A 17,904-nucleotide genomic window follows, 5' to 3' on the forward strand; every position below is an offset into this window, starting at 1 on the left:
AGTGATCCGGTCGGGCATTCGTCGTGGCGGGCGCGGGGCGCAGCTGTCCTACACTTCGGCACCGCTGTGCTTGTTAGCGTTAACAGATCTTCGGAGGGAACCGGAGGCCGTTGAAGTGTGGGATTCGCCGCGGGTCCAAAGGGTTCGCGGCGAGCGGTGGGGCTGACGCCATCGCCTGCGACGCGCCGGTCGAGGCCGCGTCACCTGAAAATGTTAGCGATAACAACCGGCCTGTCAAGCCCTCGACAAACGTCAATCCAACCTGCGCCGCGCCGACGTGGTGGTAGCCCCGACGGGGACCGGGGCTACCACGTCATCGGTGATGCCTATGGGCAGTTGTGGATGTCGCTTCTTGCCTGGGAGACCACCACGTCGGCGACTCCAGGAGCACTGACCCGCATCGCGGCGACCCGCAGGCCGGCCGATGCTCCGTCGACCGCGCTCTGCTCGTTGAGCGTGATCGTCAGTACGCCCACGGTGATCACCGTGTTCGGACGGACTGCCACGACCGGCTGCGTGACGCCGCCGATGCTCAGCGAGCCGATGGTCGCCGACCCGGAGGCGCTCGCGGTGAACGCACCGGTCTGGCAGTTCGTCTGCGACGTCGCCCGCAGGTTCGTCGCGCGGATGACCGGCAGGCCGGGCAGTCCGACGGTCAGGTCAGCGGTCGTCGTCGTAGCCGAGGAGGCGCCGTCACCGGTGGTGACGCGGGCGCTGATCCCCGTGGCGACCACCGGTCCGGTGGGTACCGTCGCCACTGTCCGCTCGGTGGTGGACCGCGACGCGGTAGACACCTCACCGGTGTCGCCCACCAGCGTCGGCGGCAGGATCGCCAGCCTCGTCGACAAGCCGGTGGCCCGACCGGTGTAGAACAACAACTTCGCGGACGCCGAGGCCGTCGACGACCGGTAGAAGTTGTCGCCGGCGAAGGCCACCTGGATCGGTGCGCCGGTCGCACCCGCCGGCTGTGCCACGTTCGGGATCGTGCAGGTGACGACCCCGGCACCGGTGGTCGTGCCGCCGCACTGCTGCGCCGACGAGCCGGCGCCCAACGTGAACGTGACGGTCCGACCGCCGATCGGGCCACCGCCCTGCTCGGCCAGTGTCGCGCGGAGCGTGGCCGGGAAGTCGTTGGCTACGTTGACCGGACCGGTGTAGGTCAGCACCGTGGCGCGTTTCTCCACGGTGACCGATCCGGCCACTGTGGACGGTAGGAACTGCCCGTCGCCAGCGAAGGTGAGCGTGACCGGTACGGTGCCGGGCACCTGCTCGACCGAGCCGATCTGGCACTGTGCCACGCCGTTGGCGTCGGTCGTGCCGGTGCAGCTCTGCGCGGCCGCACCCGTGCCGAGCGCGAAGGCGACCGCCCGCCCGGCGACCGGCGTGCCCGGTCCGGACGTCAGCGTCCCGCGCAACGTGATCGGCGCGTGGTACGTGGCCGACGCGGGCCCGTCAAAGCGCAGCGACGTGCCCTGCTTCCAGGTCAACGCACCGCTCAACGGCGACCTGGACCAGCCGACTCCGATGTAGTAGGTCTCGCCGGCGGCCGCCGGGAAGGTCACGCTCGATCCGAACGCGACCCGGTTTCCGGCAACGACACTGCCGCGATAGACCGACACGTTGGCGCGGTCGTGGCTGAACCCGACAACGCCAGCCGTCGCCGTCCAGCGGTACCAGGCGGTCGCCTGCGCGGAGTCGGCGCCTTCCGCCGGATCGCCGGTTCCCGCCCGCTCGGTGGTGCTCTGCGAGCCGGTCGCACCGCTGATGGGCACGGCTCCGGCGGGCAGGTCGTTGAGCGGGTAGTCGGGAAGGGTCTGTACACAGACCCGGCCGGTGTCGCCCGCCGTACGGGTGCCGACCCCGATGAGGTAGACCCGTTCCGACGGCTCGTTGCCCGCGGTCGTCCACGCGTGCAGGCTCTGCGGTGTTCCCTGCGCGTCGTCGTTGCCCGTTGTCCACCGGGTCATCAGATCGTGCTGGAGGGTGTCCCCGGTCGAGTGGAAGACGCCGACGACTGTGTTCGCCGTGCTTCCGGCGGTGGAGACGACAACCCGGGTGGACGCCGGCGGCGGGTCGTAAATCCACCACGAGGTGTGCTGCGGCGCGATCCCGGGGATCAGCTGCTGCTCGCCGGGATTGGTCGAGCGTTCCGACGCGTCGACACACACCCGGCTGTCGGTGATCGGTGCGCCGGTCCACGGACTTTCGGTCCGCGAGGTCGGACCCGAGTCGAGAACGCTGAGCAGCCAGTCACGACCCGGCCCGCTGCCCACCATCGCGTACGTACCGGTGCCACACCCCGCGGGCGCCTTGGACAACGCCCCGGCGACCACAAAGCCGCGAGCCGTCCGCACCAGCGCCGGGCTGCCGCTGTCGCCCGGGCAGACTCCACCGTTGGCGAAGCTGGCGACCAGCACGCCACCACTGGACGACACGGTGCCGGTCGTGGTCTGGAGGGTGTCGGTCGGTGGTCCACCGGCCGTGGTGATGCCCCAGCCCACGGCCGTCATCGGGTCGGCCGGGCCGTCCCACGCCGCCGATTCGCCAGGGTCGGCCAACGGCACCGGCGCGGTCGCCACCGGGGTGGCCAGCCGGATCACCGCGAGGTCGAGGATCGGGTCGGAACCCGGCTGCCCGGGCCACGCGGGATGGCGGCGCGCGCCGGCCACCGCCACGGGTGTCGCGTTGGCCGTCGTGGTGCCGCCGAGCGCGACGTTCATGTTGTACGGGCGCAGCGCGTCGACGCAGTGCCCGGCGGTCAACACCCACTCCGGCCGGATCAGCGCACCACTGCACACGAGGCCACCGGTGGTGACCCGGGCGATGAAGGGAAACTGGCCGGCGGTGGCGTTGGAGCCGCCCCCGATCGCACCGGCCGGCTGAGCGAAGCCCGTCAGGCCGGACAGGACGAGCGCCAGCACAATGAGCAAGCGCCAAGCCAGTCGCGGTCGCGGGCTACTGCGGGCCCGCGGCGCGGACCTTCGTCGTACGGATTGAGAACGCACGGGACCTCCTTCGAACGGCGATAACGACGTACGAAGTGTTCGAAGTGGACCGGCGTACTTGACGGATCCGTACACGACTGGCCAGGATCTGTCGCCCTTGCGACACTCCCGGCGTTGGCGAATCCCTTACCCGACCGGGATGCCGACCGGGTCGCGGAGGGCGGCGAGGCTGGCCCGCGCCTCGTGGGTCTCGGACAGGCCGAGGTCGGTGAGGATGGCCAGCGCCTGCCCGTGGTGCCGCTCGGCCGAGGCCGTGTCTCCCGCCGCGCACCGCAGGTGGGCGAGGCCGGTCAGGGCACGGGCCCGCAGGTACCGGTCGCCGCCGTGGTCGGCGAGCGCGAGCCCGGCCTGGTAGTGCGCCGCGGCCTCGCCGGGATCGCCGGCCGCGCGCAGCGTGTCCGCCAGGTCGATGAGCGCGGTGCACTCCAGGTCGACGTCGCCGAGCTCGTGGCCGACGGCGGCAGCCTGTCGCAGGTGGGCGGCGGCCTCGCCGTACCGGCCCCACCGGTAGTACAGCAGCCCGAGGCCGTGCATCGCCTCGCCCTGGCCGACCCGGTTGCCGGTCTCCGAGTAGATCGGCAGCGCCTCCTGGTGCTGGTGGAGCGCCTCGTCGAACCGTCCCAACGCCGAGTTGACGTTGCCGAGGTTGGTCAGCGCGACCGCGACGCCCACCCGGTTGCCCAGCTCGCGGCAGATGGCCAGGGACCGCTGGTACTGCGCGAAGGCCTGCGCGTGGTCGCCCATTCGTTCCAGTGTGGAGCCCAGGTTGTTGAGGGCCCGGCTCGCGCCGACCTGGTCGTCGATGGCCCGGCTGGTGGCCAGGGCCAGCAGGTGGTGGTCGAGGGCGTCGCGGTACCGGCCCATCCGGCGGAAGACGGTGCCCAGGCGGTACAGCGCCGCGCCTTCGCCCGCGCGGTCGCCGTTTCCGCGCCAGCAGGCCAGGGCCGCGGCGAGGTGCTCGCGCGCGTCGTCGAGCCGTCCGGACCGCCAGCAAAGGGTGCCAAGCCCGTACCGCGCGGTGGCCGCCACCGCCTGGTCACCGAGCTCCTGGGCCAGGGCCAGGGCCCGTTCGTAGTGGGCCGAGGCAAGTCCATAGTGGCCCATGAGGCGACGGATGCCGCCCAGCCGGTTTCGCGCGGCGGCCTCACCCACCCGGTCCCCGCCGGCACAGGCCGCCTGGTAGGCCAGGTCGTGCAGGGTCAGCGCGTCCGCGTAGTGCGCACGCACCTCGAGGTAGCCGGCCAGGACGGCCGAGAACTGAGAGGCGTACCCGCCGTCGGCGACGGCGAGCAGGTTCGAGCGTTCGGTGTCCAGCCAGGACCGGGCCTCGTCGCTGCTGGCGAACGGCTGGGCCGGCGGCCGCGCCACGCCGGTCGGGAAGGCGACCCGCACCGCCGCCGTCGCGGTGCGCAGGTAGTGATCGGACAGCCGGTCCAGCGCCGCGCGCCGGTCAGCCTCCGGACGGCTGGCCGCCCGCTCCGCCGCGTACGCCCGCAGCAGGTCGTGCATGCCGAACCGGCCAGCGGTGTACTCACCGACCAGGTGGGCGCGGACCAGCGCGTCGATTCGCGCGCGGGCTTCCGCCACGCCGGTGTCCAGCAGCGCCGCGGCGGCGTCGACCCCGACGTCCTGGCCCGGATGTAGACCGAGGAGCTGGAACGCCCGCATCGCGGCCGGGTCGAGATACCGGCAGGACCAGGAGAACACGGACCGCACGGCGGTGTAGCCGTCCTCGCCGGCGGCCAGCAGATCGAGCCTGCGCGACTCGTCGCCGAGCTCACCGACCAGCGCGGCGAGCGGCACCGCCGGACGGGACACGGCCAGCTCCGCGGCGATCCGCAGCGCGAGCGGGAGCCGCGCGCAGCGCGAGGCCAGCGCCACCGCGGCCGCCGGCTCCGCCTCCACGCGGGCACCGATGAGGGTGCGCAGCAGCGCGACCGCCTCGTCCCGCGGCAGCAGGTCGAGATTGACCCGCTCCGCCCCGTGCCGGGCCACCAAGGCGGGCAGGCTGGCCCGGCTGGTGACCACGACAAGGCAGGACCCGGTGCCGGGAAGCAGATCGCGCACCTGGTCGACCGAGTGCACGTTGTCCAGCAGGATCAGCATCCGCCGGCCGGACGCGAGAGTCCGGTACCGAGCGGCGCGTTCCGCCACGTCGTGCGGCATCGCCGCATCCTCGACACCGAGCGCGCGGAGCAGCACCCCGAGCGCCTCGGCCGCCCGCATCGGCCGCTCCGGGTCGTAACCGCGGAGGTTGACGTAGAGCTGGCCGTCTGGAAAGCGGTCGGCCACCCGGTGCGCCCAGTGCACCGCGAGCGCGGTCTTGCCGACACCCGCCGTCCCGCACACCGCCGAGACGACCACCGCGGTGCGCGGCCGGTCCAGCAAGCCGTCCAGGTGAGCGAGCTGGTCCGCCCGGCCGGTAAAGGCGGCGACGTCGCCGGGCAGCTCGCGCGGCGGCACGGGTCGCCTGGTCGGCTCGGGTACGAGCGGGTCGGCGCGGACGCGTTGCCCGTCGTCCGGTGCCGCGCTGGCGGCCAGCCACAGCTGGTGGAAACGCTCGGTGTCACCGCCGAGCGCCTCGACGATCAGCTCCAGCAGCCCCCACCGCGGCGGCCGTGGACCCGAGAACGCCGCCGACACGGTCGTGTGGCTGCACCCGACCTCTTTCGCCATGTCGCGCAGGCTCGGCCACCCGGCCTCATGGTGCAGGTCGTGCAGCTCGTCGAACAGATCGCGGGCCGGGCCGTCGGGCAGGTCCGGCCTAGGCAGCGAACCCATGGCGACCTCCAGATCAGGTGCGCTGACTGTACGGTTGTACGCCCGAAATGACACGATAAGAGTCGGCATCCGGTCACTGCGCAAACCAAGACAGACGCACTTTGACGCGGGAGGGGTCAACCGATCGGTGTGCAGAGGCCCAGCGCGGAGCGTGCCCCGTGGTAGGCGGGCTTGCGGGCACCGGCGGAGTCGAACAGCAGCGGGGTCAGGCCGGCGCGCCACGAGTCGCTGTCGCGTACGCCCCAGACCGTGATGCCGGCGCAGCGCGGCACCGCGAGACAGGCGCTGACGACGCGCCGGTACGCCTCGGCCTGTGCCGTTCCCGAGCCCCCGATGTCGAGTTCGGTGATCTCCACGTCCACGCCGAGGGCCGCGAAGGCCGAGATGGTCTGCTGGTAGGCGGCGGGAATGGCGGTGGTGCCGATGAAGTGGCTCTCCAACCCGACGCAGTCGATCGGCACTCCGCGGGTCTTGAAGTCGCGGATCAGGTTGTAGACGGCCTGCGTCTTGGCGAGGTTGATGTCCTCGATGTTGAAGTCGTTGTAGCACAGTCGGGCGGCGGGGTCGGCCGCCCTGGCGACGCGGAACGCCTCCTCGATGTAGGCCGGTCCGAGGCGGTTCGCGAACACCGATTGCCGGACGGCACCGTTGTCGGCGAACGCCTCGCTGACCACGTCCCAGGTCCTGACCTGGCCGCGAAAGTGGCTCACGGTGGCAGTGACGTGGCTGTGCAGCGCCGCTCGCGCGTCGTCGGCGGTGCCGAGCCGGGTCACCCAGGCGACGGTGTTGGCGTTCGGCGACACGAGTCCTCGACCCCGGACGCTGGCGCCCTGTGACCGGGCGTAGTCCACCACCCGGTCGGCGACGGTGAAGACGAACTGGTTACGAGCGGGCTCCACCGCATCCCATTCCAGCGCGTTTTCCGGTGTGACCGAGTTGAACTCCTGGTCGAGGATCCGGGTGTAGGCCGTGTCGGTGAGCTTGGCTGGCTGGACGGCGGCGCCGAAGTAGCGACCACGGGTGGCGGCGGCATCACCGAGGCCGGTCGCCGCGCTGGCCACGCCGGGGACCGCCGTCACGCCGGTCAGGGTCAGCGCCCCGACGGCGGCGGAGAGGAGTAAGCGATGCCACCGTCTTGCCCTGCCGCTGGATGGCCCGTTCACCATGGTTCCTCCTCGGTGGCCCAGCGCGGCAACACTTAGATGCCCATCAATGTACGGCATCGGCGGCCCGTGGATCGACAGACCTGGCTTGCCTGTAGCTCGGCGAGCCGGGTGGACGCCGGCATTATCGCTACGCGGGCGGCGGGTCGGGCGACTTCCGGCGTTTCCGGAGTCGTGACCCGGCGTGTCGGCCCAGCATGGTCTTATGGCCGGCATACCGCGCCCGGCAGCGATCCGCCCACCGGTACGGAGCGTCGTAAGTCCCGCGCCCCGGGACGAGTGGCGGGCCGCCTGGGCGGCGAGCACCGAGGCCACGGTCTTCCACCTGCCGGAGTGGCTCGACGCGATCTGTGCGGCGGACGGGCTGGAGGACGCCAGCCGGCTCTACGAGACCGTCGACGGAGCGCGGATCGTCGTGCCGCTGGTGCGCCGCCGTGCGCTGGGCCCGCTGCGGCGGCGTACCTCGTGGTCGCTGCCGCGCGAGTGGGCCGGTGCGTTCGGGACCACGCCGTTGGCGGCACAGGATGTGGCGGCGGTGCTGCCGGACCTGCTCGCGGCGTCGCGCAGGCTGGTCATCTCGCCCGGTCCGATGACGACCGTGGCCTGGGACCGGGTCAGCGCGCGCCGGCGGGTCCGGCACGACGTACACCTCGTGGATCTGCGCGGCGGATACGCGGCGCTGCACGCGAGCCTCGGCCAGGGCACCCGTTACAAGATCCGGAAGGCGGAGAAGGACGGCGTCGAGGTGCGGTGGGCGCCGGGCCCCGAGCAGTTGGGCACGTACTGGGAGCTCTACCTGCGGTGGGCGGCGCAGCGGGCGAAGGAGCGCGGCATCCCGACGGCCCTGGCCGTCGCCGCGGCCAAGCGACGCGACTCGTACCGGCGCTTCGAGACGATCGCCCGCCTTCTCGGTGACCGCTGGCAGATCGCGGTGGCCCGGATCGGCGGGGAACCGGCGGCGGCGGTGATCGCGCTGGTCGGCCACCATCACGCACACTACTGGCGCGCGACGAGCGACAAGGACCTCGTCCGGGCCCGGAACCGGTACCTCAACTACCTGCTCCTGGCGCGCACGCTGGAGCGCGCCGCGGACGCCGGTTGCGGGTATGTCCACATGGGACAATCCGGGGGTGTGGTGTCGCTTGAGCAGTTCAAGGAGCACTTCCGGGCGGAGCCGTCCTCGTTCGACGAACTGTGCTTCGAGCCCCGAGTCGTCACCGCGGCGGTGCGCGTGCGCGATCGCCTGTCGAGCGGGGGCCAGGCCGCGGTGCTGCGTGCCGTCAAGGCCTTGCACGCCTGAGACCGGCTGGGTCCGTCGAACGTGCCCTCCGTGACCGCCCCAACCGACGTGGATCGTTTTAGCAAAGAGCGATTCGATTCCGAAAATTTTGCGTAACATCTTGACGAGGGTCACTGTCATCGTTCAAAGTCCTTGTGCGGGCCATCGTCATCGGCCGACAACTTTGTATATCGCTGTCCGGGTCAAGTGGGCACCGTCTGTTAACGCTAACAGTCAGGCTCCTCGATCCGCCTAGCCCGTGGATAACGGAGGAGCAGGGATGCCGGTTGGGTCTTCCACACGATGGCGTCGCGGCTGGCGAGCGGGGCTCGCCGGCGCAGCGGCGGCGGTGGTCGTGGGTGGCGCTCTTGTCGCGGTCGCCGCGTCGTCGGCGTCAGCGGCCACAGTGGACACCAGCGCCTGGTACGTGCTGGTGAATCGCAACAGTGGCAAGGCACTGGACGTGTACAACTTCGCCACCAACGACGGTGCGCGGATCACGCAGTGGACACGTAGCAGTGGAAACAACCAGCAGTGGCAGTTCGTGGACTCCGGTGGAGGTTACTACCGGCTGAAGTCGCGGCACTCGGGCAAGGTGCTCGACGTCTACAACCTCTCCACCGCCGACGGAGCCGCGATCGTGCAGTGGGCCGACGGCAACGGCCAGAACCAGCAGTTTCGGCTGGCCGACTCGGCCGGCGGCTATGTGCGGCTGATCGGCCGGCAGAGCGGCAAAGCCGTCGAGGTGCAGAACGCGTCGACGGCGGACGGGGCGAACATCGTGCAGTACACCGACTGGGGTGGCAACAACCAGCAGTGGCAGCTCGTGCAGGTCGGCGGCAGCACACCCACTCCCACCACGCCGCCGCCGAGCACCGGTCAGTTCACCAATCCGGTGGTGTGGCAGGACTTCGCCGACGGCGACATCATCCGGGTCGGCGACGCGTACTACTACTCGGCCTCGACGATGCACTACTCGCCGGGCGCGCCGATCCTGCGCTCGTACGACCTGGTCAACTGGGAGTACGCCGGGCACTCGGTGCCGCGGCTGGACTTCGAGTCCTCGGCCTACGACATGAGCGGCGGCCGGGCCTACGTCAAGGGCATCTGGGCGTCCACGCTCAACTATCGCGCCAGCAACAGCACCTACTACTGGCTGGGCTGCATCGAGTTCAACCGCTCCTATGTGTACACGGCGGCGGCGGTCGACGGCACTTGGACCAAGCGGGCCCGGCTGCCCTGCTACTACGACGCCGGCCTGCTGTTCGACACGAACGACACCCCGTACGTCGCGTACGGCAACGGAACGATCAGCGTGGCGCAGCTCTCGCCGGATCTGACCAGCCAGGTGCGGGCGCAGACGGTGTACCAGACCCCGTCCAACATCGGCACCCTCGAGGGCGCCCGGATGTACAAGCGTGGCAACTACTACTACATCTGGCTCACCCGACCGGCCAACGGACAGTACGTGCTGCGCTCGTCCAGCCCGTGGGGCCCGTACGAGCAGCGGCAGGTGCTGCTCGACCTGCCCGGCCCCATCAGCGGAGGCGGCGTGCCGCACCAGGGCGGGATCGTGCAGACCCAGAACGGCGACTGGTACTACATGGCCTTCACCGACGCCTACCCCGGCGGCCGCATGCCGACCCTGGCGCCGCTGAACTGGTCGTCGGACGGCTGGCCGAGCGTGCAGACGGTCAACGGCCGCTGGGCGGTCAACTACCCCAAGCCCAACATCACGACCTCGATGACCGTGGCGCCGATGACCGGACCGGACACCTTCACGGGCCCCACTCTGGGACACCGGTGGGAGTGGAACCACAACCCGGACACCAGCCGGTTCACCGTCGCCAACGGCCTGCGCCTTCAGACCGCCACCGTGACCAACGACCTGTACAACGCCCGGAACACGGTCACGCATCGGATCCAGGGGCCGAGCTCGACGGCCACGATCGAGCTGGACTACTCGACGATGGCCAACGGCGACCGGGCCGGCCTGGCGATGCTGCGGGACTCGTCGGCGTGGATCGGTGTGCGGCGGGACAACGGCGCCTACCGGGTGTCGATGACCAACGGGCTGACCATGAACTCCAGCTGGGCCACCACCGGCACCGGCAGCGAACAGGCCTCCGCGAGCATCTCCGGCGGCCGGATCTGGCTGCGCGCCAGCGCGGACATCAGGCCCGGCTCCGGCCGTCAGGCCACGTTCTCGTACAGCACCGACGGCACCACCTTCACGGCCCTCGGGCCGGCGTTCACGCTCAACAACGCGTGGCAGTTCTTCATGGGTTACCGGTTCGGCGTCTTCAACTACGCCACGTCGGCGTTGGGCGGCGCGGTGACCGTGCGCCGCTTCGACCTCACCACCCCCTGACCCTGTCCGTCAGGTCCGGACGCCGGCACCGGCGTCCGGACCTGACACGAGCCTTGGAGTTCTCATGCCTTCCCAGCCTCTGAGCCGGCGCCGCCTGATGCAGGCCGCCGCGGGCGGTGCCCTCGTGTCGGCGACCGGAGCCGAGCTCCTCGGCCCGCGTGCGGCGTCGGCCGCCGAGCTCCCGCCGGCACGCGCGGACCTCGGTGTCTCGGCGTACTCGTTTCCGCTGGGCCAGGTGCGGCTCACCGCCGGCCGGTTCATGGACAACCAGACCCGCACGCTCAACTACCTGCGGTTCGTCGACGTCGACCGGTTGCTCTACAACTTCCGCGCCAACCACCGGCTCTCCACGAACGGCGCGGCGTCCAACGGAGGCTGGGACAGCCCGACCTTCCCGTTCCGCACACACATGCAGGGGCATTTCCTGACCGCGTGGGCCCAGGCGTGGGCGGTGCTGGGCGACACCACGTGCCGTGACAAGGCCAACTACATGGTCGCCGAGATGGCCAAGTGCCAGGCCAACAACGGCGCCGCCGGGTTCGGCGCCGGTTACCTGTCCGGCTTCCCGGAGTCCGAGTTCGCCGCGCTGGAGGCACGCACGCTCAGCAACGGCAACGTGCCCTACTACTGCATCCACAAGACGCTCGCCGGACTGCTCGACGCGTGGCGGTACATCGGAAACACACAGGCCCGCACCGTGCTGCTGGCGCTCGCCGGATGGGTGGACACGCGTACCTCGCGGCTGTCCGCCAGCCAGATGCAGGCCATGCTGGGCACCGAGTTCGGCGGCATGAACGCCGTGCTGACCGACATCTACCAGCAGACCGGCGACGGCCGCTGGCTGACGACCGCGCAACGGTTCGACCACGCCGCGGTGTTCAACCCGCTCGCGTCCAATCAGGACCAGCTCAACGGGCTGCACGCCAACACGCAGGTGCCCAAGTGGATCGGCGCCGCCCGCGAGTACAAGGCCACCGGCACCACCCGCTACCGCGACATCGCCACCAACGCCTGGAACATCACCGTCAACGCGCACACGTACGCGATCGGGGGCAACAGCCAGGCCGAGCACTTCCGGGCGCCCAACGCGATCGCCGGTTACCTCAACACCGACACGTGCGAGCAGTGCAACACGTACAACATGTTGAAGCTGACCCGCGAGCTGTGGCTGATCGACCCGAACCGGGCGGCCTACTTCGACTACTACGAGCGAGCGCTGCTCAACCACCTCATCGGCGCGCAGAACCCCGCCGACAGCCGCGGCCACATCACCTACTTCACGCCACTCAACCCGGGTGGCCGCCGCGGCGTCGGCCCGGCGTGGGGCGGTGGCACGTGGAGCACCGACTACAACTCGTTCTGGTGCTGCCAGGGCACCGGCGTCGAGGTCAACACGAGGCTGATGGACTCCATCTACTTCTACGAGGGCACCACCCTCACCGTTAACCTGTTCGTGCCGTCGGTGCTGGACTGGTCGCAGCGGGGCATCACCGTCACGCAGAGCACCACGTACCCGGTCGCCGACACCACGACGCTCACGCTCGCCGGCACGATGAGCGGCTCGTGGAGCGTCCGGATCCGGATCCCCGCGTGGACCAGCGGCGCGACGATCAGCGTCAACGGCCAGGCACAGAGCGTCTCGACGACGCCGGGCAGCTACGCGACCGTCACCCGGACCTGGGCGGCGGGTGACACGATCACCGTACGCCTGCCCATGCGGGTCATCATGCAGGCAGCCAACGACAACACCAACGTCCAGGCGATCACGTACGGCCCGGCGGTGCTGTGCGGCAACTACGGCAACACGTCGCTCAGCGCGCTGCCCTCGCTGAACACCTCGACGATCACCCGGACCAGCACCACCGCGCTCGCGTTCACGGCGACGGCCAACGGCGCGACCGTGAACATCGGCCCGTTCCACGACGCGCACGGCTTCAACTACACCGTGTACTGGAACACCGGATCGGGCGGGGGCACCGGCGGCACGTACAAGCTGACCAACGCCGCCACCGGTCTGGTCCTGGGCGTGCAGAACATGTCCACAGCGGACGGTGGCCTGGCCGTCATGTGGGGCGACACCGGCACCGCCGACCACAACTGGGTGATGGTGACCGACGGCAACGCGGTCAGGTTCCGCAACGCCCACAGCGGCAAGGTGCTGGGCGTGGAGAACATGTCGACCGCCGACAACGCGCGCGTGCTCCAGTGGGCGGACAACGGCACCGCCGACCACCGCTGGACGCTGGTCGACAACGGCGACGGCACGTACAAGATCCGCAACGCCAACAGCGGCAAGCTCCTCGGCGTCCTCAACGGCGGCACCGCCTGGGGCACGCAAGCCGTCCAGGACCCCGACAACGGCAGCGCCGACAACCGCTGGCGCCTCGTCCGCGTCAACTAGACAGCATTCGGAGTCGGGGTAGCTTCGGCCTCTGGATGCCTATTTGGACAGAGATGTGAGCTACCGCGATGTCCGTCGTGGTCCAGACCGCTGCTCCCGCGGCCTCACTCGTCCGCCGCTGGTCGCGCTCACCCCGGCGGCTGCGCCGGGCCTTACGGCCCCGGCTGGGTAGGTGCGGGCGGGGGTGCCTTTGCTCTGCTTCCCTGGAGTGGCCACCCCTATTCGGCCCGCCGCCAGCAGGGGAGGCCGTCGGGTGTGGACGCATTGCTGCGTGCAGCTCGATCGCCTTCCCGACAGATCGGCCCACAGCCGGCCCGCGAAGGCCTCCAGTCGTGCCCAAGAGATCGTGGTATTCCAGACCCCCATAGGGGGTCTCAAGTACCACGATCTCCTCACCAGGGCTTGCCGCGCGAGCGTGGCAGCGGAGGCCGGGGGTTTCGGCGAGCGCTGCGAGCCGCCGGCCGCAGCGGTCTCCGGCGGGAGCGGCGGTCCGCCGCTGACGCGAATCCGGGAAACCTGTTTCGAGCAGACCCTGACTCCGAAAGGTCGCTAGATCTCGGAGTCCTGTCCGAGTGCTGGTGACGCTGTGTCAGGGGCGCGGAGGTCAAATCTCAGTCGCCGAGTCGGACGAGCTTGACGCCGAAGTCGGTGGCGAGCTGACGGAGTGCGGTGCGCTCGCCGAAGAAGTAGAAGTTTCTCAGTTCGAGGTTTCCGGGGTCGCAGCCTTCGCTCTCGTCGACGTCGATGCTGTCCCACACCCGTGGTGGCGCGTTCAGGTCGTCGATGTACTGGGTGAAGGCCATCAGGTCGAGGTACTCGCCCCGCAGCTCGACCGGCCACGAGCACGGCTTGTCGTTGCACCGGAACTCGAGACGCGGCCCGGACCCGTCGTCCTGGCCCATCTCGACGTCGGTGATGGTGATCAGGCCGCCGGTGCACTGCGCGGCTTCCTCGAGAAGTGAGCCGTACGCGTCAGCCTCGTAGCCGGGCGTCACGTCGTCGTCGGTGCCGACCTGAAACCCGATGCCGGCTTCTTCGAGGATCTCGGCCAGCGCCTCGGGCAGCGAGTCATAGCCGTCCAGCAACGACTGATCCAGGTCGTCGCGGTGCCCGGAACTCGTCATCGCGTCCGCGGAGTCAGGGCTGGTGAGCCCGAGCTGGACGATCCGGTCGACTGCTTCGCGAACAGTCCACGCGGCGGCTACTGGCGTCAACGGATCCCCCTTGGTTAGCAACCATCCATAACGACCGCGCCACGATAGCAATCAGGACCGGAGCGCGACGGCCCGTAGGGCGATGTCGATGGAGGCGTGGAGGTCTTCGCGGCTCGCGCCGGCGGCGGCGTGGACGGCGTGGCCCTCGCTGAGTGCCATCACGAATCGTGCCAGCGCCCGGACGTCCATCCCCGGCGGGAGGTCTCCCTCCTTCGCCGCGCGGGACAGTCGTTCTTCGAGGGCGGACTCGGTGGCGGCCCGGCCGGTGGCGAGGATCTCCGAGATGTGGGTGTTTTCCGGCGAGCAGGCCAGGCCTCCCTGGATGGACAGGCAGCCGGCGGGGTGGTCGTCGGCGGTGAGGGCGTCGGCACTGGAGCGGAGAAAGGCTTCTATGGCGGCGCGCGCGGTGGGTTGTGCGAGTGCGGCGCGGGCACTGGCCACCTGGGTCGCGTGATAGCGGGCGAAGGCGCGCTGAAACAGCTGCTCCTTGCTTCCGAACGTGGCGTACAGGCTCGGCCGGTTGATGCCCATCGCGCTGGTGAGGGCGCTCAGCGAAGCCCCCTCGTAGCCGTAGCGCCAGAAGACCTCGGCGGCGCGGCCGAGGACCGTCTCCTCGTCGAAAGCCCGGGGTCGTCCGGTGGTCGGCCTATCGGTGCTCATGCGCTTAGCCTACCGCTCGGTACAAAACGTGACTCGCCTCACCAACCGATCGGTACAAAAGTGGGCTAGCGTGGCCGGCATGACCGTCACACTGATCACCGGCGCGAACAAGGGCATCGGTTTCGAGACCGCCAAACAGCTTCTCGAACTGGGCCACACCGTCTACATAGGCGCACGCGACGCCGAGCGGGGCGAGAAGGCCGCGGCGGCGCTCGGCTCACGATTCGTGCGGCTCGACGTGACCGACGACGCGTCCGTGAGCGAAGCGCTGGCGACGATCGACGCAGCCGAGGGTCGACTCGACGTCCTGGTGAACAACGCGGGCATCCTCGGAGCCGGAGGCGTCGACGGACCAACGGCCCTGCGCGTGTTCGACACCAACGTGGTCGGGATCGTCCGGGTCACGGAGGCAGCCCTGCCCCTGCTGCGAAAGTCCTCGAACCCCACGGTGGTCACCCTGTCGAGCAGCATGGGATCTTTCTGGGCCGTGACCAATCCCGACCGGCCGGAGTTCAACCTGCCGCTCGCGCTCTATGCGGCGTCCAAGTCGGCGGCCACCATGCTCACCGTCCAGTACGCCAAGTCCGAGCCGGGCGTTAAGTTCAACGCACTCGAGCCCGGCACCACCGCCACCGACATGACCGCCGCCTTCGGCGTCGGAAGGCCAGCGGTGGAAAGCGCCAAGACCGTCGTACGCCTGGCGACGCTCGACGCGGACGGCCCGACCGGGACCTTCACCGACGAGTTCGGCCACCTGAGTTGGTAGGTGTACCGGACCGCCGAGGTCGGTCCCGGAAGAAGTCAACCGATTGACGGATGCGATCTCCGCTGCGTCGATGTGACTATCGGTCGCTTGCGGAGGGAGATTGTTGAACCAGTCCGGGGTCCACGCCGATGTCGTGGTGCTTACCGCTATCAAGACCGAGTACGAGGCGATCCGCTCCCACCTTGTGGAGTTGAAGGTGATCCGCCATCGGGGGACCTTTTTCGAGATCGGCACCGGTCGTGGCAGCACCTGCCGGGTGGCGCTCGCGATCATCGGTGACGGCAACCAGACCGCCGCGACGCTGACCGAGCGCGCGAGCGCGCTGTTCACCCCGAAAGCGATGCTGTTCGTCGGGGTGGCCGGCGGGCTCAGGAAAGAGGTCAAGCTCGGCGACGTGGTCGTCGGGACCCTCGTTTACAACTACCACAGCGGAGTGCGGACGCCGGACGGGTTTCGCCCACGGGTCCGCAGTTGGGAAGCCGCGCACGAATTGGTCCAGATAGCTCACCAGGTCGAACGCACCGGCGCGTGGAAGGCGCATCTGGAGTCGTCGACCGCGGTGCATTTCGCGCCGATCGTCGCCGGAGAGGTGCTCCAGGACGGCGACGTGGGTTCGATCCGTGCCCGGTACGACGACGCCGCCGCGGTCGACATGGAGGATTCCGGCGTGCTGCGGGCGGACCATCTGAGCGGTGCGCGAGTGGCGCTCACGATCCGTGGGATCAGCGACCCCGCCGACGGCACCAAGAAAGAGACCGACGCCGCGGGGTGGAAACCGAAAGCGGCGGCGAACGCCGCCGCGTTCGCGATGGCGCTGATCAGGTCTTTCAGCGATGTGCGGGCGGAGGACGAAGCGCGCGAGCGATGGGCCAGGCGGGTCACCCGCCGCCGTCTCGCGACCGCGGCGGTCGTGTCGCTCCTGGTGTTCGGGATCGTCGCGTACTACGCGATCCGGCTGGCCCTCGACGGGTTCTACGGGGCGCTCGGTGCCGAGGCGAGCGAGCTGCCCATCGGCGTCGCCGACATGGTGGGCCCGCTCCTCTTCCAGGCGGTCCTCGGTCTCGCCGTCACCGCGGTCGCGCTGATCGCCCTCGTCGCGGGTGCCGCACTGCTGCCCGCGGGTGAACCGACCCGCGCCGCCGTACCCGCAACCGCCCTGGCCACCATGCTGTGCCTGACGACCTTCAGCGGCTTGGCGTTCATCTCGGACAGCGTCGGGCGGTCGTTGGCCGTGGTGATCGTCGGGATGCTCGCCCTTGGACTCACCGGCCGCGCGGGCAGGCAGAAGGCGCAGCACCTGTTTGGCGGTGCCGGAATCGGTGCGGCGACACTCGCGCTCCTCTTCGTCCTGGCCGCCGCGACCAACAGATGGCTGCCCGGACCGTGGCCCCTCGTGCTGTTCTTCACGACCGTGTGCGTCGCGATGGCGTTCCTCGGGCTGTGGATCCGCCGCGAGCTGCGGCTCCACCGGCGAGCCGAAGACACGGGTGAGACCACACCCTGGGCGTTCGTCAAACAGGCGTGGACCGACGTCATGCCCTCGATCCGCGACTTTCGCGGCGCGGCTCCTCGGTGGCGGGCACACCGGATCGTCGCCGCCTCCCTCGTGGCGTCGTCGGCTCTGCTCGCCGCGGTGCTCTGGGGAATCGTGAGTTGGCTCGACGGGCGGGCGACCGCCGGTCGCATCGCGCTGGACCTCGGCTACGTGCCGTTCGACCACGAATCCGCGGCTCTGCCGACGCCGGTACGCCCAGCGACGATCACACCACGGCACCCCGGCGAGGACCCGCTGGCGCTGTGCCGGCGCCCACCGGACCGCGCCGCCAGCGTGGTCGCCAGCGACGGCGACTCGTACTGGGTGCTCCTGCGGCCGATCGGCGACAGCACGGTGCCGCCCGAGGTGGTCCGGCTGCCCTCGGCCGACTACGAGGTGCGGCTCGTGCCCGACGCCGCGCTACCGGACGACGGCGAGGCCTGGACCCGCCCCGCCTGCTAGCGGCGTCCCACGCCGGGTGAGCGCCTGTCATCGCGTGGAGGCGGGCGAGGCGTGCGTGTCAGCGCGCTGATAGGGCGGTGTCAGCGGGGGCGGCCAGGGTCGGTGTGCACGGCGGAGATACGAGCCGCCGGGCGCCAGATGACGACCGGCCGTTGGAGAGCATGATGCGAAAGCCCGACACCGCCGCCACCCGACCGGTTGGCCAGAGCGCACTCGGCTCGTTCGCCAGGTTCGTCCTGTTCGGCGGTGGTGTCGGTCTCGCCTCCAG

Annotated in this window: 10 protein-coding genes; 5 read left to right on the plus strand and 5 right to left on the minus strand. The window is 70.1% G+C overall.

Annotation, left to right across the window (positions count from 1 at the left end; genetic code table 11):
* Positions 1 to 326: 326 nt before the first annotated feature.
* From AC5L36_RS14145 to AC5L36_RS14155, 3 genes are all read right to left on the minus strand, one after another.
* Complete coding sequence (locus AC5L36_RS14145; RefSeq protein ID WP_441219283.1) at positions 327 to 2,921, minus strand: choice-of-anchor P family protein; 2,595 nt, start codon at positions 2,919 to 2,921, stop codon at positions 327 to 329.
* Between the two features lie 210 nt (positions 2,922 to 3,131).
* The gene (locus AC5L36_RS14150; RefSeq protein ID WP_441218793.1) at positions 3,132 to 5,786 is read right to left on the minus strand and encodes an ATP-binding protein; all 2,655 of its coding nucleotides are present in this window, start codon (positions 5,784 to 5,786) and stop codon (positions 3,132 to 3,134) included.
* A 116-nt stretch (positions 5,787 to 5,902) separates the two neighbouring features.
* On the minus strand, positions 5,903 to 6,865 hold the full coding sequence (locus AC5L36_RS14155; RefSeq protein WP_441218795.1) for an endo-1,4-beta-xylanase: 963 nt from the start codon (positions 6,863 to 6,865) through the stop codon (positions 5,903 to 5,905).
* 289 nt (positions 6,866 to 7,154) lie between these two features.
* Here AC5L36_RS14155 and AC5L36_RS14160 point away from each other — a divergent pair, with 289 nt between their 5' ends.
* The 3 genes from AC5L36_RS14160 to AC5L36_RS14170 all read left to right on the plus strand — a co-directional run bounded on the left by AC5L36_RS14160 (position 7,155) and on the right by AC5L36_RS14170 (position 13,000).
* Positions 7,155 to 8,249, plus strand: coding sequence for a GNAT family N-acetyltransferase (locus AC5L36_RS14160; protein WP_441218797.1), 1,095 nt, complete (start codon positions 7,155 to 7,157; stop codon positions 8,247 to 8,249).
* A gap of 259 nt (positions 8,250 to 8,508) precedes the next feature.
* Positions 8,509 to 10,599, plus strand: coding sequence for a family 43 glycosylhydrolase (locus AC5L36_RS14165; protein ID WP_441218799.1), 2,091 nt, complete (start codon positions 8,509 to 8,511; stop codon positions 10,597 to 10,599).
* 64 nt (positions 10,600 to 10,663) lie between these two features.
* Positions 10,664 to 13,000, plus strand: a complete 2,337-nt coding sequence (locus AC5L36_RS14170) for a beta-L-arabinofuranosidase domain-containing protein (RefSeq protein ID WP_441218801.1) — start codon at positions 10,664 to 10,666, stop codon at positions 12,998 to 13,000.
* Between the two features lie 611 nt (positions 13,001 to 13,611).
* On the opposite strand, the gene AC5L36_RS14175 is transcribed toward AC5L36_RS14170, so the two are convergent.
* Both AC5L36_RS14175 and AC5L36_RS14180 read right to left on the minus strand, forming a co-directional pair.
* Entirely contained in the window at positions 13,612 to 14,214 is a 603-nt protein-coding gene (locus AC5L36_RS14175) for a hypothetical protein (protein WP_441218803.1), read from the minus strand.
* A gap of 51 nt (positions 14,215 to 14,265) precedes the next feature.
* A complete protein-coding gene (locus tag AC5L36_RS14180) occupies positions 14,266 to 14,874 on the minus strand; it encodes a TetR/AcrR family transcriptional regulator (protein WP_441218805.1) in 609 nt (202 codons plus the stop codon).
* 79 nt (positions 14,875 to 14,953) lie between these two features.
* Here AC5L36_RS14180 and AC5L36_RS14185 point away from each other — a divergent pair, with 79 nt between their 5' ends.
* Both AC5L36_RS14185 and AC5L36_RS14190 read left to right on the plus strand, forming a co-directional pair.
* Positions 14,954 to 15,640, plus strand: a complete 687-nt coding sequence (locus tag AC5L36_RS14185; protein WP_441218807.1) for an SDR family NAD(P)-dependent oxidoreductase — start codon at positions 14,954 to 14,956, stop codon at positions 15,638 to 15,640.
* A 103-nt stretch (positions 15,641 to 15,743) separates the two neighbouring features.
* Positions 15,744 to 17,636 (plus strand): 5'-methylthioadenosine/S-adenosylhomocysteine nucleosidase family protein, encoded by a 1,893-nt coding sequence (locus AC5L36_RS14190; RefSeq protein WP_494908167.1) that lies wholly within the window; start codon positions 15,744 to 15,746, stop codon positions 17,634 to 17,636.
* Positions 17,637 to 17,904 lie beyond the last annotated feature (268 nt).

This window comes from Phytohabitans sp. LZ39 (assembly GCF_059359075.1).